Source organism: Magnetococcus marinus MC-1 (assembly GCF_000014865.1).
GTDB classification, from domain to species: Bacteria; Pseudomonadota; Magnetococcia; order Magnetococcales; family Magnetococcaceae; genus Magnetococcus; species Magnetococcus marinus.
Genome location: NC_008576.1, coordinates 3,821,556 through 3,839,207 on the forward strand (window position 1 = coordinate 3,821,556; position 17,652 = coordinate 3,839,207).

Below are 17,652 nucleotides of genomic sequence, written 5' to 3' on the forward strand. Positions count from 1 at the left end.
GGCCACATATTGCCGGGAAACAGTGGTCTGACCATATTCTGAGGGCAAAAACAGGGGTTGATGTGTTGGGAGAAGCGTTCGGTCAACACGCCCCAAAGAAAGTCACCGATTCAGGGTACATCTTAATCGGAATATTTTTGGTAACAACAAGCACATAATCAAGGATCAGCAGATGCGACTATTTTCTTATAACATGACCCATGACTCTGGTTTTGCCCCCAATCCTTTTCATGGAACATTGACATTAGCCACTTGTAAACCGGGTATTCGTAGAACCAAACAAGTTGGAGACTGGATCGCAGGATTTTCATCAATTGCTCTCAGTCGCAATGCCAAAAAATTCGGGGTTACAATAGACATTGACGCATTACTCTACCTTGGACAAGTCAGTGAAATAAAACCACTTGGAGAGTATTTCATTGATCCTATGTTTAGACTAAAAATTCCACCACAACAATTGACTGATGATCAGATTCAGAATGTTGGAGATAATATCTACAAGCAGATTGGCCTTTCACCCGTGAGAAAGCCAAAATTTGAACAGGTAAGCACTCTTCAACATGGAACAGGGGATCTTGAACATGATACAAATGGAGTTAATGCACTAATTTTTAGGAATTTTTACTATTTAGGGGCGAAAGGTATTCCCATACCTAAAGACATACAGATCCAGATCTCACGTCCATCAGGTCCATCACCGTATGGATATAAAACTGAAAAAAGTGAATCAATTTTACGCCTTATCGATTGGCTTGACAGTACTTTTGGCGAAGGAAGAACTGGTTATCCCTGTATGTGGAGCAAAGAACCTGGTTCCAGCTGTGGAGGATGTTCATCATGAAGAAGATCGTTTTTAGCAGAAAGGGATTTGACAGCAGTGCAGGAGGATTTCCAAGCATTATATTTCCTGATGGATCTCTCTTTTCCATTCCAATCCCAAGCAACAGAGATAAATATACATACAGTGATCTTGAGTATAGCTACGAAGGAGATGAAATCCAAAAAATTCTCGCAGATATCACAAACGGTATGTACTGCAAGCATAGTGTAGAGGAGCTTTCGCAATCGTCTTATCCTCAATATTGTCATCATGATCCATACTTTTTCCGAGAGGAGTCCTATTCTGGTTTAACATTAGGACAGGTAGGATCTGCAGAGGGCCATTTGCGGAATCAAGGTATATCGGAAGATGATATCTTTCTTTTCTATGGTTGGTTTAAACAAATCAAAAAAAATGGTGATCTGTGGTCATTTGATTCAACAGCTAAAGATTTACATTTGGTGTGGAGTCAAATAACTGTTGGAAAAGTCATTCAATTAGATAGCCAGCAAGATCAAGAGGCTGCACTACAGGAACATCCTTTCTTAATCAATCATCCTCATGTAGGAAAACAAGATGGTGGAAAAAATAGAATTTACCTATCAAAATCATCAGAACTATTTGATTTCCACACTCAACGCTGCCTAACTGATACCGAAAAATACAAAGGCCGCTCAACCTGGAGACTACCACGATATTTCAACCAGCCAGAGGCCTTCAGCTATTTAAATAATTTCTCAATTGATGGGCATGATGTCATTATTTCCTACCAAGGTTACGGACAAGAATTTGTACTGAATCTTGATAAGGTAAAAACAAACGAGGAAAGAGAGCATATCAAAAAACATATAAGCCTGATGCTTTGATAGTTGTGGATTTCATATGGTTTTTATTCCCTTTCCGTCCCCAGAGGTCTCTTGAAAACAACCCCATAACAAAAAGCCACAGAATCAAAAGCTGTGTACTCCATTGAATTCGTTCATGGTACACAGCCATTGTACTTTTTTACACGGTACACAGCTTTTGGAGAATATGGCGGAGAACAGAGAATAACGGGCCTTCCTGGAGGCCAAAGGAGAGGAGTTTCAACGATCGGACATCCGCTGTAACCGTTGGATTTATTGGCCTTTCCCACATAGCAAAAAACCCCGCATCCGTTAGGACGCGGGGTTTTCCGTAATCTAATGGTGAGGTGTGCAGGAGTCGAACCTGCGACCCAGTGATTAAAAGTCACTTGCTCTACCAACTGAGCTAACACCCCTTAGCAACCCGTAGGCTTTACGACCCTGCCTCCGAGGTCCTGAAATTTAACAAAACCATGCCCGCTTTCCAAGAAAAAAATTCACAGAATGGACATTTTTCCGTCAGACAATCCCAACAAACACGACAACACCCTAAAATACAAAATAAATTTTACCACCACCAACCCCTGTATACACTCCGCAACCAATACGATATGGCACCCCATAGACCACAAACCACCCCAAACCCCATAACCGCCCTTACAACCCGTCACACACACCAACCCTAGTAAGGACACCTACCCGTACTCAAAACCCCCTTCACAGCGCCCCTGTACCCTCTCTAAGCCCCATTTCCTGCCCCCACCCTAACAAACACCCGCGATGGCCACCCAAGCATGCCCTTGCCATGCCCGTGCTTGACACCCACACCAGCCCGCTCACCCACACCAGCCCGCTCACCCACACCAGCCCGCTCACCACAACCGCGCTCATCGTGCAGAAGCCAGCCCCCACCCTGACAAACCCGCGATGGCCACCCAAGCATGTCCGTGCCATGCCCGTGCTTGATACCCACACCAGCCCGCTCACGGCAAATCCACAGCCAGCACGGCCACCCATCCCTGCGGCACTCTGTGGCTCAATCCCGCTCGTCGATCCACATCATCTGAATCGCTTCCAAAATCTTCTCATTACAACGCTCTTGCTCGTCCTCAAAACCCGGCAACGCCATTACCCACTCCTGAAGATCGGTAAAACGTACCGTCAGCGGATCAACATCCGGCTTGCTCTCAACCAACTCTATGGCAATATCCCGCACATCCGTCCACTTCATCACCGCCCCCTATTTCTTGACCTCAACCTTAAAATTAAGACTGTACTCCGGAATGGTCACCACCAAACCATCCAACGCTTCCGTCATCACGATCTGACACCCCAAACGACTGTGCGGCGTCAAACCAAACGCCTTGTCCAAAATATCATCCTCATCCTCCGTCGCCTCCTCCAACTTATCAAACCACGCCTCATCCACTATCACATGGCAGGTCGAACAGGCCAACGAACCCTCACAGGCACACTCTAACGGAATATGGTGCTCATGCGCGACATCCATTAACGACTGCCCCGACTCAACATCCACAGTCTCATTGATCGGTAAAAATGTAACCTTGGGCATCGCCCCTCTCCTTAACCTATCCATTAAAGATCCAACAGAACCCCAAGCATCAAGCAAACCCTACCGCTCAAAGGTATCCAGACTCTGCCCCGTCATCACCTGACGCACCCCACGATCCATGCGCCGCTGGGCAAAAAAGGTGGTCGCCTTGTCCAATGCCTCAATGCCCTGATTGATGGCCGTCGCATCAGTGCCCGCCGCAACGCCCACCAACTGCTCCACCGCCGCCTTAATGCCCTGCACCTCCGCCTCGCTAAGCAGATCCACATCCTTAGCCAACGCCGCATCCAGCGCATTCAAGACCCGATCAACCTCAACCCGCGCCTCACTCAACCGACGCGCCTCCATATCCGCCTCACCATGGCTCAGCGCGTCCCGTAGCATGCCCTCAATCTCAGCATCCGACAAACCATAAGCCGGCTTGACCTCCACCGTCTGCTTAACCCCAGTGGTCATCTCCTCCGCCGATACCGTCAGCAGCCCATCCGCATCCACCTGATAGGTCACCCGAATACGCGCCGCCCCCGCCACCATGGGTGGAATACCCCGCAACTCAAAACGGGCCAAGCTGCGGTTCTCTGCCGCCATCTCCCGCTCACCCTGCACAACCTGAATCACCATCGCCGTCTGATTGTCCTTAAACGTGGTAAACTCCTGGGCGCGCGCCGTGGGCGTGGGGCTGTTGCGGGGAATAATCTTCTCCATCAACCCCCCCATGGTCTCCACCCCCAGCGACAGCGGCGTCACATCCAACAACAGCAAATCTTCACCGCGTCGGTTGCCCGCCAACAGATCCGCCTGCAAAGCCGCCCCCAACGCCACCACCTTATCGGGATCCAGATCACTCAAAGGCTCCCGCTGAAACAGCTCCGCCACATAGGCACGCACCTTGGGCACCCGGGTCGAACCCCCCACCAATACGACCCCCTGCAACGCCCCCGGCTTCACCCCGGCATCCTTTAAAGCCCGCCGACAGGGCAGACCCGTACGCTTAACCAGCGCATCAATCGCCCCCTCAAACTCAGCCTTGCTCAGTGTGCGCCCATAGTCACCGATCACCACCTCAACCTGCTCAGCATCGGTAAGCGCCTCCTTGGCCAGCCGCGCACTGCGCATCACCTGCTGCTGCTGCTCGGCACTGGGCTGCTCAACCCCCATCTCCCGCAAAAACAGATCCCCCAAAGCGTGATCAAAATCATCCCCACCCAACGCCGAATCACCTCCGGTGGACATCACCTGAAACACCCCCTTGCTCAACTTTAAAATGGAGATATCAAAGGTACCACCCCCCAGATCATATACCGCATACATGCCCTCTTTGCCCGCCTCTAACCCATAGGCTAAGGCCGCAGCGGTGGGCTCATTAACCAAGCGCATCACCTCCAACCCCGCCAAGCGCCCCGCATCCTTGGTTGCCTGGCGCTGGGCATCATCAAAATAGGCGGGCACGGTAATCACCGCACCATACAACGCACCCCCCAGAGCCTGCTCAGCCTGGGCTTTTAAATAACTTAAAATTTCTGCGGAGACCTCAACCGGTGATACCTTACCCACCCCCGTATCCATACGCACCATGCCCCCTTCACCCGCTTCCAACCGGTAAGGGGTGCGCTTGCCCTCGCCCTGCACATCCTCTAAACCACGCCCCATAAAACGCTTGGCTGAAATCACCGTCGCGTGGGGATGGCTCACCGCCAGCTCCCGCGCGGCATGGCCCACCAACACACCACCATCGGCCCCATAATGCACCACCGATGGAATGGCAAACCCACCCTCGGGCAGGGGAATACAACCCGGCTTATTCTCCTGATCTATTGCCGCCACCAGCGAATAGGTGGTCCCCAAATCAATCCCCACCACCCGCCGCATATCCTCGGGGCGTGCCTCGTGGGGTTTGGCCGACTGCCCAGGTTCTGCAATATCCAGTAGAACAACCATGTCGATCCCTACTCTTTCCTGACGCTTCGCGCACTACAGCACGGCGCAAAATTGATAGATCTCTATCTTGAATGGAGCTCAAACCCTAAAACAGCCGCTCCTCAAAGCGGTCCACCTCTTCCAAAAACTTGGTGTGATAACGCAGCCGGTCAATATGCCGGGCCAATACCACCCACCACTCTGGGTCCCCGTCCTGCTTGGCAAAACCGCTGCTCAGGGCGGCAATCTCCTCCTCCGCCAGTGCCGTCACCTCATGCTTGAGCGCTTCCAGCTTATCCCAAACCGTTTCGCTCTCGGCATCCAGCTCTTCCAACCGTTCCCGCAGCTCCATCACCTCCATCAAAAACATGGGGTCTTGCCCCCCACCGCTGGCGTGACTGGCTGTTCCCCCAAGCTGCTCTAACAGATAGATGGCCCGCTGCAAGGGAGCGCTTAAAATCTGCTTAGCCTCGTTCAAACGGGTAGCATACTCCATGGCATAACGACGGGCGGTATCGGCCTGGGTGGCGAATTTATCGGGGTGAAACTGCTGCTGAAGCCGCAGACAAGCGGCCTCTAACGCCTGCGGATCCACCCCATACGAGGGTGGCAGCCCTAAAAACTCAAACAGGCTTTGATCGCGCTGCGGTGGCTGAATGGCCCCACAGGTGGGACAAAAAGCCGAGGCTTCAACCGGCCCCTTGCAGGACCAACAGGCATGCAGTGACATGAACCACCCCTTTGTGACAACACCCACGAAAAAGGGGTGCGAAGCGCAACCTCACACCCCTTACGCTTACCCGTTACACCGCTTAAACCTTAAACGACTCACCACACCCGCAGCGACTGGTCTCTTTGGGATTGGTAAAGGTAAAGCCGGATTTAAAGTTTTCCGTCACATAGTCCATCTGGGTACCGGCCATATAGAGCAGGGATTTGCTATCCACCACCACACGTACCCCGTGGGCCTCATAGACCATATCCCCCTCTTCAAGCTGGTCGGCATACTCCAGCTTGTAGCTGAAGCCCGAACAACCGGAGGTGCCCACCCCAATGCGAACCGCCGCATCGGGTGTGCCGCGCCCTTGCAGCATCTTTTGCACCTGGGCCGCAGCCTTCTCGGTAATGGTCACCCCTTGCTGTTGCTCGCTCATGATCAGGCTCCCTTCTTCTGCTGCTTTTCACGATAATCTTTAACCGCCGCCTTAATGGCATCCTCGGCCAACACCGAACAGTGAACCTTTACCGGTGGCAGCGCCAGCTCTTCGGCCACATCTTTATTTTTGATGGTCAGTGCCTCATCAATGGTCTTACCTTTAATCCACTCCGTCACCAGTGAGGAGGAAGCAATGGCACTGCCGCAGCCAAAGGTCTTAAACTTGGCATCTTCAATCACGCCATTGTCGTCAACCTTGATCTGTAGCTTCATGACATCACCGCATGAGGGCGCCCCCACCATGCCGGTTCCCACATCATCTGCATCTTTATCCATGCTGCCTACGTTGCGGGGCTTTTCGTAGTGGTCCAGCACTTTCTCATTGTATGCCATGGTTGATACTCCTTATGTTAAAGCCCATTAAGGCTCTGTTTACTGTCTATTTTGTAGCTGCCCAATGCCAAACCGCCGCATGGCAAGCCCTACGGCTCTCTGGTTGGCTTAGTGCTCTGCCCACTTGATGCTGGAGAGGTCAATACCCTCTTGTACCATCTCCCACAGTGGCGACATTTCACGCAATTTATCCACCGCACCGGTGACAATCTTGATCACCGCATCGACCTCCTCTTCCGTGGTAAATCGGCCTAAACCGAAACGGATGGAGGTGTGTGCCATCTCATCATTAAGCCCTAAAGAGCGCAGCACATAGCTGGGCTCCAACGAGGCCGAGGTACAGGCGCTGCCCGAAGAGACCGCCACATCCTTAATGGCCATCATCATGGACTCGCCCTCGACATACTCAAAAGAGATGTTCAAATTGCCTGCTATCCGATGCTCCAACGAGCCATTGGTCTGCACATGGGTCATTTGGCTCTCTAGGGCCGTGCGCAGCTTTTCACGCAGACGCAGCACCCGTGCCTCTTCTACCACCATCTCTTCCGTGGCCAGACGGCACGCTTCGCCCAACCCCACAATCAGCGGGGTAGAGAGGGTGCCCGAGCGCATGCCCCGCTCATGTCCACCACCGTGGATAATGGCGTTGACCCGCACCCGAGGACGACGCCGCACATAGAGAGCGCCAATCCCTTTAGGACCATAGATCTTGTGCCCAGAGATAGACATAAGATCAATATTCATCTCATTCACATCAATGGGCATTTTACCCACGCCCTGGGCAGCGTCACAGTGAAAAAACACCTTTTTACGGCGACACAAGGCACCAATCTGGGCCAAAGGCTGGATCACCCCAATCTCATTGTTCACCGCCATGATCGAAACCAGCACGGTCTTGTCGGTAATGGCGGCCTCCAGCTCGGCCATATTCACCAAGCCATCTTTCTGCACCGGCAGGTAGGTTACTTCAAACCCCTCCTGCTCCAGATAGCGGCAGGTATCCAACACCGCTTTGTGCTCCGTCACCGGGGTGATGATATGGTTGCCTTTGTCTTTATAAAACTTAGCGACCCCAGCAATGGCGAGGTTGTCCGACTCTGTCGCGCCAGAGGTAAAGATAATCTCACGGGGATCGGCACCAATGCTGCTTGCCACCTGCTGACGGGCATTTTCCACCGCCGTATCAGCCTCCCAGCCATAGGGGTGGGAGCGCGAGGCAGGATTGCCAAATTTTTCCACAAACCACGGGGTCATCGCCTCGAACACACGCGGATCCATGGGGGTCGTGGCCTGATAATCCATATAAATAGGCATGCTCATCCGTACATCCTCAATGCCGAGCCCGGATCTCTGTTCCCAACCAAGACCCGCTCTGACTTTCCGTTGATGGCGTCAAAACGCCCCACGCAGGCAACCAACTGCCCACTCCTACCGGCTACACCGGCCTTTATACCCGCATGCCCGCCATATCTTTCAGCCGCTTAACGCTGCTGATCAATGCTTGAACAAGCTGGTTTATATCACTTTGCTGGCTCTCCGCCCCCAGAGAGACCCGTATCGCCCCCCGGGCGGTCTCTGTATCCACCCCCATCGCCTTGAGCACATGGGAGGGCTCGGTGCGGCCCGAGCTGCACGCACTGCCGCTGCTCACCGCCACCCCTGCCAGATCCAACTGCATCACCAGGGTCTCACCATCCATACCGGGCAAACCCAGCATTGTGGTATTGGGAAGACGCGGGGCCTGCGCCCCATAGATCACCAGCTCCGGTAGCGCCGTGACCAACTGCTGCTCCATATCCTGGCGCAATGTACGCCAGCGCTGGGCTTGCTCGGTCATCTCCGCCATCGCCAGTTCCGCCGCCCGCCCCAACCCCACAATGCCGGTCAGGTTTTCGGTGCCGGAGCGGCGTCCCCGCTCCTGCCCACCACCGAGAAGTTGCGCATGAGGGGCAATGGCGCTATCCACCACCAGCGCACCAACCCCCTTGGGGCCACCAAACTTGTGCGCGGAGAGGCTCACTAAAGAGATGGGGGTTGCCGCCAAATCCAGGGGCATTTTACCCACCCACTGCACCGCGTCGCTATGCAACAGCACCCCTCGTGCCCGACACAGCGCCGCCATCTCCACCACCGGCAACAGCACACCGGTCTCATTATTGGCCGCCATGATGGAGACCAAGCGGGTCTCCTCCTGCAATGCGGCCTGCAACGCTTCAGTGCCAATTCGCCCCTGCTGGTCTGGCTGCAAGCGGGTAACCCGCATACCCCGCGCCTCTAGGGCATCCACCACCCGCCCCACTGCGGGGTGTTCCACCGTGGTGGTCACCATATGGCCCGCAAAACCAAACTGCGCCGCCATGCCAAAAAGGGCCAGATTGTTCGCCTCGGTACCGCCACTGGTAAACAGCACTTGGCTAAAGTGTACCCCCAGCAGGTGCGCCACTTGGCGCCGTGCTCGATCCAACCCCTCGCGGGCGGCCCGCCCCGCACTGTGTACGGATGAGGGGTTACCAGCCTTGTCGCTGAAGTAGGGCAACATCGCCTCCACTACTTCGGGGCGGGTCGGCGTGGTGGCGTTGTGATCCAGATAGATGCTCAATGGGGACCCCGCAGCACCATCTCGGTATGGTCCACCTCGGCCTCGCCCAGCATGGCCAAGGCTGAACCGTCCCGCATCAACTGGGCCAATGAAACCGACTCCAGATAGTGGTAAATATGCTCCCCCAGCCGTGCCCACAGATCGTGGGTAATGCAGCGGGTATCACGGCGGCACCCCTCCGTGCCCTTATCCTTGCAAGAGGTGGCATGAATCGGTTCATCCACCGCGCGGATAATGGCCGCCACTGAGATCTGTTCGGCCCCTCTATCCAACTGATAACCCCCACCGGGGCCGCGCACACTACCCACCAATCCACCACGACGCAATTTGGCAAACAGCTGCTCCAGATAGGAGAGCGATATTTGCTGACGGTTGGAGATCTCTGCCAACGTCACGGGACCCCGGTTGGCATGCTGGGCCAGATCCAGCATCGCTGTCACGGCATAGCGTCCTCGCGTGGTTAAACGCATGACTCCCCCTCTCAGGCCCGCTTTTTATCGGGTTGCTGTTCGGTTTCCTGGGCCACGAGTGCCCGTTTTTCTTCTTCTAGTGTGTGCAGACGGCGCTCCATTTGGTGCATCTGCTCCAGCACACAGGTTACCGCTTTGGCGACCGGGTCAGGCATCTGCCCCTCTACCCCGTAAGAGGGGAAAGCATGGGCTTGATCGGGGCTTAACTCTTTTTTCGCCCGCACCTCGCGCCCCGGGATACCCACCACGGTGGTATCGTGCGGGACATCTTTAACCACCACCGCGTTGGAACCTACCCGTGCCCCTTCATGTAAGGTGATCGGCCCCAATACCTTGGCCCCGGCCCCCACCACCACCCCATCTTTAAGGGTGGGATGGCGTTTACCTTTGTTCCAAGTGGTCCCCCCCAGGGTTACGCCGTGATAGAGGGTGCAGTTATCGCCGATCTCACAGGTTTCGCCAATGACCACACCCATGCCATGATCAATAAAAAAGCCTTTACCAATTTTGGCCCCAGGGTGGATCTCAATACCGGTCAACACCCGCCCCACATGGGAGATAAAACGTGCGGCCAGTTTAAAATTCCATTGCCATAATTTATGGGAAAAGCGATAAGCAATCATGGCGTGTACGCCAGGGTAACAGAGCACGATCTCTAAGACATTGCGAGCAGCCGGGTCACGGTCAAAGATTACAGCGATGTCGTCACGTATGGTTTTAAACATGGGCCACCCGGCTTACGCAGTAGTTGATAAAATCAGTCAACTTTACCCCCACAACCACACCCAAAAGCAGTACAGCTGTAGTACCCATTTTAAATACCCCACCAACTTTGTCAACTATTTTATTATGAGACGCTAATAGTGATATTGAATGGTGGGGATTCCGCTAAAACATAGTGTTGGCGTGATGGCAGCCAGCCTTTTCGTGGAGCGGGTGTAACTTTAGTGCCACCAGACGCTACCCAATTTCATGGAGGCTTTGCAAAAAATAAGCGGTTGCAATCCTCCTATGAGCCGTTCTAATCTGATTTTCAAAGATGGCCATGCAAAGGTTCCCTATATGCCCATCTTTTACCTGAGCCGGTTTAAACTGGCATGACAGCTTAGCCCCCTTGCCCACGGCCCCGCGCCCGGCAATAAAAAGGTTGGGTTGGGCCATGGTGTGACCCTCACCGGTTTAGGGCCACCTACGGCTATTAGCCTTGAGAGGAGAAGCGCCATGGACAAACGCGGTCCCATTGACCAGATCCTCAACGGAAACTCCACCTCCAATCCGTTTAACATGGGTCCTCCGTCCCCTATTACGGATTATGTGGAGCCCTCGCCCGATGCCATGGCCGGTGGTGCCATACACAATGGGCGGGTTAGCGACTATCCCTGGATCGGTCCCTTTGGTCTACTGGGTTTTCCCAAACCAGAACAGCCCATGGGTACAACCCACAAGCAGATCATAACCAAGGCCAAGAGCGCCCGTCGACGCGCTTCTGAAAACATGGAGCCCATGACCTTGGTGCGCAACCATGAGGTGGATCAAATTTTATAACCCCATCTCCTTAACAACCAAAAGGGAGGACCACATGGCCCTCCCCTTTCGTTGTATAGGGCATGCCAAGACGATCTAACCGTTCCCCAAAACAGTGAGTGTCCGCTCCCTTGAGGAGAGCCCCTGCTTAACCCGGTTGAAAAGTGCTTCGTGCGCGTGCAATGCATCGAGGCAAAAAAACAAGAACGTTTTTCATTAAACATCCAGCAACAAAGCTTTCGTGGAAGTATTATATTGCGTTTTATGCAATTTTTAGCTTTGTATAATCTTGTGCCGTCTAATTATGCATTTATACGGTATTTATATGCTTATTATGCGTAATGCGCAACGCTCCCCCTTTTTTGGGAATATTAGCGATAAAAAAACTTCCCCATCCCACTCAAAGGCCCGTCTGCCTACCCATTCCATTTTGGTTCAACCCTGCCGCTCAAGAACAAGGACGGCAATTCTATAAATGCGTTGCACTCAGACCCTCTCCCAAGCCTCTCTATCACCAAAAAGCCTTCAAACAGCAGGGTTTGGCACCTCACCCCTTTAAACAGGGTGTTACCCAATTTCCAGCCCATTTGCAGAACTTGATCAAAGAACACGATAAAACCAGCAACATGCATCATAACTTTTATAATACATCTAACCCGCTCACTCAATCAATGGGCGTAGACCGCTTGCAAACACCCTTGCTGCGGCTAAACTTCGCACATTGACTTTCAAAAACAATGCCGCCCAAACCCAACAGAGTCTGGTAAAGCAACAACTTGACACCACTAACGCCTCGCCATCACACTCTAAGCCAAGCAGGGTGAATCACGCCGCTCTCACACCGACAGATTTGTTTGACCAAGTGAGCAAACAGCGGTGTGATGAGATAGGAAGTGCGATCGGTCGGACGAACTGCCACAAAATGCAGTGCATCGTGCTCGCCATCTTGCTACTCATTACACGTTTCAGCCTGATCAGGGGCGGCTCTATCAACGGGGTAGTTTGGTCGCAACGCGTCGAGCCGATGGTGTATGGCTTGATAAGCAGGGCAAGCCTCATCAGGCTGGGCAAGATCCTCAATCCCTCCTGCATCACGACGTTGTCAAGGAAGGCAAGGATACGGTGAACCAGATTATGGATGGCGCTGCCCTGGGTCTAGGTATGGTTGCGCTGGCTCCTTTTGTCGTTCCTGCGGGTGCTGCCGCTGCTATCGGTACTGGTACAGCCGCCGCAGCTGGAGCTGGTGCGCTGGCCATTGACGTAATACGTGGGTTGGAAGCTGAAGATTATTCTTGAATCGTTCTGAGTGGACTTGGCTTTGCCCCCGCAAAAGCAGCAAAACTTACCTCTTTTGCTGGTGGGTTGGCTCATACAGCGAGCTCTAAACCTAAAGGACCATAAAGCTCATGGAAAAAGATAGAGAAGACACAGATAATGATGAAATTTGGTTAAATTAGTAATTTAATATTGATAGAATATATGACATTTTTTTGCTCTTCTCTATCTTATCCTCCAACCTGAAGATTATGGCGCGTATCTTGTCGCGGCTATTTTTTTATTGTTGGATACAACCAAATTTATGGATATTACAAAGGCCAACCTATCGGCCTAGCGGGTTCCCTTTATTATGACACGCCTGAAAACAAGGGGCCGCGCTTATTGTTGCTCTATTTTTTTATACTCTTTATTGTTTTTTCATTGATACTATTTATTATGCTTGCTGTTGGACATCATATATTTATTGGGCGCAGTTAACATTATCTTCTTCACCGCAGGAAGCGAGGTTTTCTAACAACGCGCTCTATAGGACCATTTTGGCCATCGCCTTAATTGCCCCCATTCCGCGAACAATCGAGGGTTGTGGCAGCCACGCACGCCAATGGCTACCGCGCCGCCGAGCCGGTGCCATGAGGGCTACATTGCTGTGCAGGTCAACATGGTGTGCTGTGCATTCATAGTGAAGAGTATCCCCGCCCCCTTCGCAGACCACCATGAGGCTGCGCATAGGGCACCATCCCGTACGCGTGGAGCCTAACCCCGTTGTGCGCCCAAAAACAGGTTTAGCAAGACAATTTCACACCTTGCACTTAACAGATTATGATATTGATTTATTTGAAATCATATAAGGTTTAGCCTGAAAAAAATATTTCCTTGCCGCTTTTCATCGGGTTAATGCATTTTAAACAAAACTTTTTGCAAAACGCAGCCACATACCATTTTATGTATAATGCGTAGATATTTTATTGCGTCGCGCCTTTAAATCTGGGAAACTCATCCAACCAGGTTAATCGTTACTTGGCGTTACAGATATATGCATGAACCATAAAGCAAGGATGACAAACCCTGACCCACGACATAGGCCGCGCAACCAGGCCGGAACATCTTTCCGACTGTTTTGCCGTTCCAAGCGTAGGTAACACGACGACATTTTTTTCAGTGGAGGCGACATGCCCATTCATACTTCATTGAATGACAACGAACTGGTTATCTCTTTGGTTGGTAGCTTTAGCCATGCCATATTCAAGGAATTTAAGAACGCTTATCTCCCCCTTACACCTGGCCCAAGCTTTCGTTATTGTATTGATTTGAGCCAGGTAAAATCTTTGGATAGCTCGGTACTCGGCATGTTTCTTATGTTGCGCGCGCATGCTGGTGAAGCAGAGGCAGACATTACCCTGCGTAACCCCACAAACTTGGTTTTACGCATGCTGCTGGCTGCTCGTTTCGACACCATGTTCAAAATCGTCACGAACCAGACGTATCAACCCTCCGCGTAATGTTACCGAGCCAGACCCTAGCAACTCGCTGAACACTTTTTTATGCAGGCTGGCTCAATTGCCCAGCGATTTCCGTAAGCAGAGCTTGCACCCGGTCCGTATCAAATTCATCCATCGCCGCCACTACCTGCTGGAATTTATGGGCGTATCGGCTCTGTTGTAACAGCGTTTGCAGTTGCCCCTGAACATGTTGTGCCACAGCAAAATCTTGTTCCAACATGGCAGACATCTCCTCAATCCGCGACAATACCCGCGCAGGTTCCAAAGGCTGGGCTTCTGAATAGGCCTCTTCAAGCGTGGTATCCAGCTTAGACAACCCTTTTAAAATGGGATCTAAAACCCGCGTGAGCCCATGCAAGGCCGCATCAAGAGATTCAGAACCCTTTAAAGCTAACTCTACAGCGCGTGCACTCTTGGCCACCTGAGGCATCCCTAAATTTCCAGCAACCCCTTTAAATGAATGGATCAACTCTCCCGCTTGAGCTGGGTTCTCCGTCGCCAGATTAGAAATTTTCTGCGTTATAGCACTGTTCTCCTGGGCAAACCGAACCAGCAGTTTGCGCAACAACTCCGCATTGCCCCCCACCCTGGCCAAACCTGCTTGTACATCAACACCGGTCAGCTCTGGCAAGACCATCTCCTCTAGCGGCCTAGGGGCTTGCGGAGAGAGATTGAGCGGTTGCTGGTTGGCCTGTCGCGGTTTGATCCATTGTACCAGTGCTGCAAAAAGTTGCTCGGGTTCTATGGGCTTGGGTATATGGTCCTGCATGCCCAACTGCAAAGCCTTTTCACGGTCACTTACCATGGCGTGGGCCGTCATCGCCACCACCGGCAGCGTCTTAAAACGGGGGTCCTGGCGCAACTGACGCGTGGTTGCATAGCCATCCATATCGGACATTTGAATGTCCATTAAAACCAGATCAAAAGGGGCCTCGCTGTTGAGCAGGTCCAGTGCCGACTGCCCACTGGCAGCAGGTGTGACCGCTACCCCGGCATAGCCTAACAACTCTATGGCGATTTCCTGGTTTATTGCATTATCCTCCACCAACAGGACACGCGCCCCCGCGATGGCGCTTAGACCATCCCTAAGCTCCGGATGGATAAGGGGACGACGCGAGCGCTGCTTGCGCGGCAAGCACTCACCACGCACCTCAAGCAGTGTCTCCAACAGCACCGAGGGCGAAATGGGCTTACACATGAAGTGGGTTATGCCAAGCGCCTCGGCCTCCTGACGCACCTTTTCTCGGCCATGGTCCGACAGCATAAGCACCTCGGGTATACGCGCCAGATTGATTTGGCCGCGTAGCCGCCGCACCGTCTCTACCCCGCTCAACCCGGTCATTTGATCATCCAGCAAGATCAACTCTGGGCGGGGCTCATGGTGTAAAACATCCAACGCCGCCTCGCCCGAAGCGACGCTGCACACCTCCATATGAAACGCGTTTAGTTGCTCTTCAAGAATCTCCCGTGCTGTTGCATTATCGTCCACCACCAGCACGCGCACACCATTGAGGCTGGTGGCAGAGGGCACCTCATCAGGCTTGATCTCAACGGCTTGCAAGGGAATGGTGAATTCAAACGTGGTGCCCTGACCAACAACACTCTGCAAGCTGAGTGTGCCACCCATCAGTTCAACCAATTTCTTACTGATCGCCAACCCTAAACCGGTCCCCCCATATCGGCGAGAAATGGAGCTGTCCGCCTGGCTGAAGCTTTGGAACAAGCGCTTTTGTTGCTCAGCAGAGATACCAATACCCGTATCCTGCACGGAAAAATGGAGAAGATAATGCTGCTCACGCTGCTGCTTGGCATCCACCCGAATGACCACCTCGCCATGCTCTGTAAATTTAATAGCATTGTTGGTCAAATTGATCAGCACGGCACCCAACCGCATGGGGTCGCCCATCATCTGTGTGGGTGTGCTGGGCGTCACGTGATAGAGCAGGTCCAGATCCTTATCCTCTTTGCGGGCAATGGCGATGTTGGCAACATTGCTGATCACATCATCTAATTGGAAGGCGACGTGATCCAGCACAAGATGCCCCGCCTCGATTTTGGAATAATCCAAGATATCGTTGATTACCCCGAGCAAAGTACGCCCTGCCGATTCAATTTTTTCCAGATAATTCGACTGTTTTGACGTCAGCGGCGTCTGTAATATAAGATAGCTCAGGTTGATAATGGCATTCAGCGGCGTGCGAATTTCATGGCTCATATTCGCCAGAAAATCACTCTTTGCCAAGTTGGCCTGCTCTGCACACTGTAGGGCCTTCTCTCTCTCCTCCAATGCGGTGCGCAGTTTTAATTTTCCCTCATCTAACTCCTGCTCCCTAAGCTTCTGCTCGGTCACATCCAGCACGGTACCGATCATCTTTACCGCGACCCCGCTCTCCCAGATCACCTCGGCCCGCGCAAAGACATGCGTTAAACGGCCATCGGCATGGCGCACAGGATGCTCGGTCTGAAAGTGCACCGCGTTTCCGGTAAGCACTTGCTCTAACTGCTCGATAACCTGTTGTTTGTAGGGATCAGGGATATGATTGTGGATCATCTCCACGGTGGGCTGCGCGATAGCCGGATCGATCGCCAAAATGTGGTATGCTTCTGTCGATAACACAAACCTATCTGGCTTAATCTCCCAGAACCAGTGGCCAAGATGAGCAACCGTTTGCACCATTTCCAACTGTATATTTTGGTGTATTAAGGCTTGGTTAGCGCTCTCTAGGGCCTCTTGTCCCAAAAGGATATTATGGTAAAGGGTTTGAAAGGGTGTTTTTAACGAGGTCTCCACGACCGCTTTATAGAGCAGATAGAAGGCAATGATTTTAAAAACATGCCCCAGTAGATTAGAGACACCATAGGCATGTAAATAGCTGGTAAAACACAATTCCGCACAGATCGTAATGAGCATGGCCCAATGCAGATAGCCCAACACACTTTTATTAAATCGGTCTCGATGGTGGTGTAACAACAGCATGCCAACCACCAACAAGAGACTAACCCCATATTCACTGTAAATTTTGAAGGGGGTTAATCCCTGCCCCTCCACCAGGCAGTCAGGGAACAGGTTCCATTCAAAGATCGACAACAACAGCAGCGTCGTTATGATCCCATAGAGCGCCATTAACAGCTCTGGCACCACTTTACGACGAATAAACAGAAAAGCGCCTAAAAAGGAGAAGCTTTCAAGAAAACGCGTGGCTATCCATATTTGGGTTGCCAAATTGGCATCCTTGCGCTCAAAAATCATCATGCCCTTATAACCCAAGGCGTGAATCAGATCCAGGATGCCCACAAATAAAAATGAAATTCCGATAAAGAGGAGAAAGTGATTATCAAAAAAACGCCGACTGTTCCAAGTAATCACAAAAAAGGTTATGGCAATGATAACGCTGAACAACTCCGCCAGAATATGGAAAAGAGGATAATTTTCGAACGCCGTTGCGAACAGCAGCACCAGCACCAAAAGTTTAAAGGCTATGCCCGCCATCCTTTTTTTTGGTGAGCTGATATCATGATAGGCTGTCAGTTCTTTGATCATCTGCTTTCTATCCCTACTCTGCGGAGCCATACCGCTC

At 52.2% G+C, this 17,652-nt stretch carries 16 protein-coding genes and 1 tRNA gene; 5 read left to right on the forward strand and 12 right to left on the reverse strand.

Features of this window, described 5'->3' with window-relative positions; genetic code table 11:
• Positions 1-172: 172 nt before the first annotated feature.
• Complete coding sequence (locus MMC1_RS21750) at positions 173-841, forward strand: Nmad2 family putative nucleotide modification protein (protein WP_011714608.1); 669 nt, start codon at positions 173-175, stop codon at positions 839-841.
• Positions 838-1,686, forward strand: coding sequence for an Nmad3 family putative nucleotide modification protein (locus MMC1_RS15645; RefSeq protein WP_011714609.1), 849 nt, complete (start codon positions 838-840; stop codon positions 1,684-1,686). Before MMC1_RS21750 ends, MMC1_RS15645 begins: the two co-directional genes overlap by 4 nt.
• A 319-nt stretch (positions 1,687-2,005) precedes the next feature.
• On the opposite strand, the gene MMC1_RS15650 is transcribed toward MMC1_RS15645, so the two are convergent.
• The 11 genes from MMC1_RS15650 to cysE form a co-directional block, all read right to left on the reverse strand.
• Positions 2,006-2,081 (reverse strand) — tRNA-Lys (locus MMC1_RS15650).
• A gap of 620 nt (positions 2,082-2,701) precedes the next feature.
• Positions 2,702-2,896: a Fe-S cluster assembly protein IscX gene (gene iscX, locus MMC1_RS15660; RefSeq protein ID WP_011714610.1), complete on the reverse strand. Its 195-nt coding sequence runs from the start codon at positions 2,894-2,896 to the stop codon at positions 2,702-2,704.
• A gap of 9 nt (positions 2,897-2,905) precedes the next feature.
• Complete coding sequence (locus tag MMC1_RS15665) at positions 2,906-3,238, reverse strand: 2Fe-2S iron-sulfur cluster-binding protein (protein WP_011714611.1); 333 nt, start codon at positions 3,236-3,238, stop codon at positions 2,906-2,908.
• 60 nt (positions 3,239-3,298) lie between these two features.
• A complete protein-coding gene (hscA, locus tag MMC1_RS15670) occupies positions 3,299-5,176 on the reverse strand; it encodes a Fe-S protein assembly chaperone HscA (protein ID WP_011714612.1) in 1,878 nt (625 codons plus the stop codon).
• A gap of 85 nt (positions 5,177-5,261) precedes the next feature.
• Complete coding sequence (gene hscB, locus MMC1_RS15675) at positions 5,262-5,885, reverse strand: Fe-S protein assembly co-chaperone HscB (RefSeq protein ID WP_011714613.1); 624 nt, start codon at positions 5,883-5,885, stop codon at positions 5,262-5,264.
• Between the two features lie 82 nt (positions 5,886-5,967).
• The gene (locus MMC1_RS15680; RefSeq protein ID WP_011714614.1) at positions 5,968-6,309 is read right to left on the reverse strand and encodes a HesB/IscA family protein; all 342 of its coding nucleotides are present in this window, start codon (positions 6,307-6,309) and stop codon (positions 5,968-5,970) included.
• A gap of 2 nt (positions 6,310-6,311) precedes the next feature.
• Entirely contained in the window at positions 6,312-6,704 is a 393-nt protein-coding gene (iscU, locus tag MMC1_RS15685) for a Fe-S cluster assembly scaffold IscU (protein ID WP_011714615.1), read from the reverse strand.
• A 108-nt stretch (positions 6,705-6,812) separates the two neighbouring features.
• On the reverse strand, positions 6,813-8,024 hold the full coding sequence (locus tag MMC1_RS15690; RefSeq protein WP_011714616.1) for an IscS subfamily cysteine desulfurase: 1,212 nt from the start codon (positions 8,022-8,024) through the stop codon (positions 6,813-6,815).
• Between the two features lie 127 nt (positions 8,025-8,151).
• Positions 8,152-9,303 carry a cysteine desulfurase family protein gene (locus MMC1_RS15695; protein ID WP_011714617.1) on the reverse strand — a complete coding sequence of 384 codons (1,152 nt, stop codon included), beginning with the start codon at positions 9,301-9,303 and terminating at the stop codon, positions 8,152-8,154.
• Positions 9,300-9,773, reverse strand: coding sequence for a Fe-S cluster assembly transcriptional regulator IscR (gene iscR, locus MMC1_RS15700; RefSeq protein ID WP_011714618.1), 474 nt, complete (start codon positions 9,771-9,773; stop codon positions 9,300-9,302). Before iscR ends, MMC1_RS15695 begins: the two co-directional genes overlap by 4 nt.
• Before the next feature lie 11 nt (positions 9,774-9,784).
• Positions 9,785-10,498, reverse strand: a complete 714-nt coding sequence (cysE, locus tag MMC1_RS15705) for a serine O-acetyltransferase (protein ID WP_011714619.1) — start codon at positions 10,496-10,498, stop codon at positions 9,785-9,787.
• 496 nt (positions 10,499-10,994) lie between these two features.
• On the opposite strand from cysE, the gene MMC1_RS15710 reads away from it, so the two are divergent.
• The 3 genes from MMC1_RS15710 (at position 10,995) to MMC1_RS15725 (ending at position 14,074) form a co-directional block, all read left to right on the forward strand.
• On the forward strand, positions 10,995-11,318 hold the full coding sequence (locus MMC1_RS15710) for a hypothetical protein (protein WP_011714620.1): 324 nt from the start codon (positions 10,995-10,997) through the stop codon (positions 11,316-11,318).
• Positions 11,319-12,224: 906 nt separating this feature from the next.
• Positions 12,225-12,593 carry a hypothetical protein gene (locus MMC1_RS15720; RefSeq protein WP_011714622.1) on the forward strand — a complete coding sequence of 123 codons (369 nt, stop codon included), beginning with the start codon at positions 12,225-12,227 and terminating at the stop codon, positions 12,591-12,593.
• A 1,151-nt stretch (positions 12,594-13,744) separates the two neighbouring features.
• A complete protein-coding gene (locus MMC1_RS15725) occupies positions 13,745-14,074 on the forward strand; it encodes an STAS domain-containing protein (RefSeq protein ID WP_011714623.1) in 330 nt (109 codons plus the stop codon).
• Positions 14,075-14,114: 40 nt separating this feature from the next.
• Here MMC1_RS15725 and MMC1_RS20520 read toward each other — a convergent pair whose 3' ends face one another.
• A complete protein-coding gene (locus tag MMC1_RS20520) occupies positions 14,115-17,615 on the reverse strand; it encodes an MASE3 domain-containing protein (protein ID WP_011714624.1) in 3,501 nt (1,166 codons plus the stop codon).
• Between the last annotated feature and the right edge of the window lie 37 nt (positions 17,616-17,652).

What these genes read in the sequence shown, in the direction of transcription:
- MMC1_RS21750 (WP_011714608.1), top strand. Translation starts at nt 173, where the DNA reads ATGCGACTATTTTCTTATAACATGACCCATGACTCTGGTTTTGCCCCC.
- MMC1_RS15645 (WP_011714609.1), top strand. Translation starts at nt 838, where the DNA reads ATGAAGAAGATCGTTTTTAGCAGAAAGGGATTTGACAGCAGTGCAGGA.
- iscX (WP_011714610.1), bottom strand. Translation starts at nt 2,896, where the DNA reads ATGAAGTGGACGGATGTGCGGGATATTGCCATAGAGTTGGTTGAGAGC.
- MMC1_RS15665 (WP_011714611.1), bottom strand. Translation starts at nt 3,238, where the DNA reads ATGCCCAAGGTTACATTTTTACCGATCAATGAGACTGTGGATGTTGAG.
- hscA (WP_011714612.1), bottom strand. Translation starts at nt 5,176, where the DNA reads ATGGTTGTTCTACTGGATATTGCAGAACCTGGGCAGTCGGCCAAACCC.
- hscB (WP_011714613.1), bottom strand. Translation starts at nt 5,885, where the DNA reads ATGTCACTGCATGCCTGTTGGTCCTGCAAGGGGCCGGTTGAAGCCTCG.
- MMC1_RS15680 (WP_011714614.1), bottom strand. Translation starts at nt 6,309, where the DNA reads ATGAGCGAGCAACAGCAAGGGGTGACCATTACCGAGAAGGCTGCGGCC.
- iscU (WP_011714615.1), bottom strand. Translation starts at nt 6,704, where the DNA reads ATGGCATACAATGAGAAAGTGCTGGACCACTACGAAAAGCCCCGCAAC.
- MMC1_RS15690 (WP_011714616.1), bottom strand. Translation starts at nt 8,024, where the DNA reads ATGAGCATGCCTATTTATATGGATTATCAGGCCACGACCCCCATGGAT.
- iscR (WP_011714618.1), bottom strand. Translation starts at nt 9,773, where the DNA reads ATGCGTTTAACCACGCGAGGACGCTATGCCGTGACAGCGATGCTGGAT.
- cysE (WP_011714619.1), bottom strand. Translation starts at nt 10,498, where the DNA reads ATGTTTAAAACCATACGTGACGACATCGCTGTAATCTTTGACCGTGAC.
- MMC1_RS15710 (WP_011714620.1), top strand. Translation starts at nt 10,995, where the DNA reads ATGGACAAACGCGGTCCCATTGACCAGATCCTCAACGGAAACTCCACC.
- MMC1_RS15725 (WP_011714623.1), top strand. Translation starts at nt 13,745, where the DNA reads ATGCCCATTCATACTTCATTGAATGACAACGAACTGGTTATCTCTTTG.
- MMC1_RS20520 (WP_011714624.1), bottom strand. Translation starts at nt 17,615, where the DNA reads ATGATCAAAGAACTGACAGCCTATCATGATATCAGCTCACCAAAAAAA.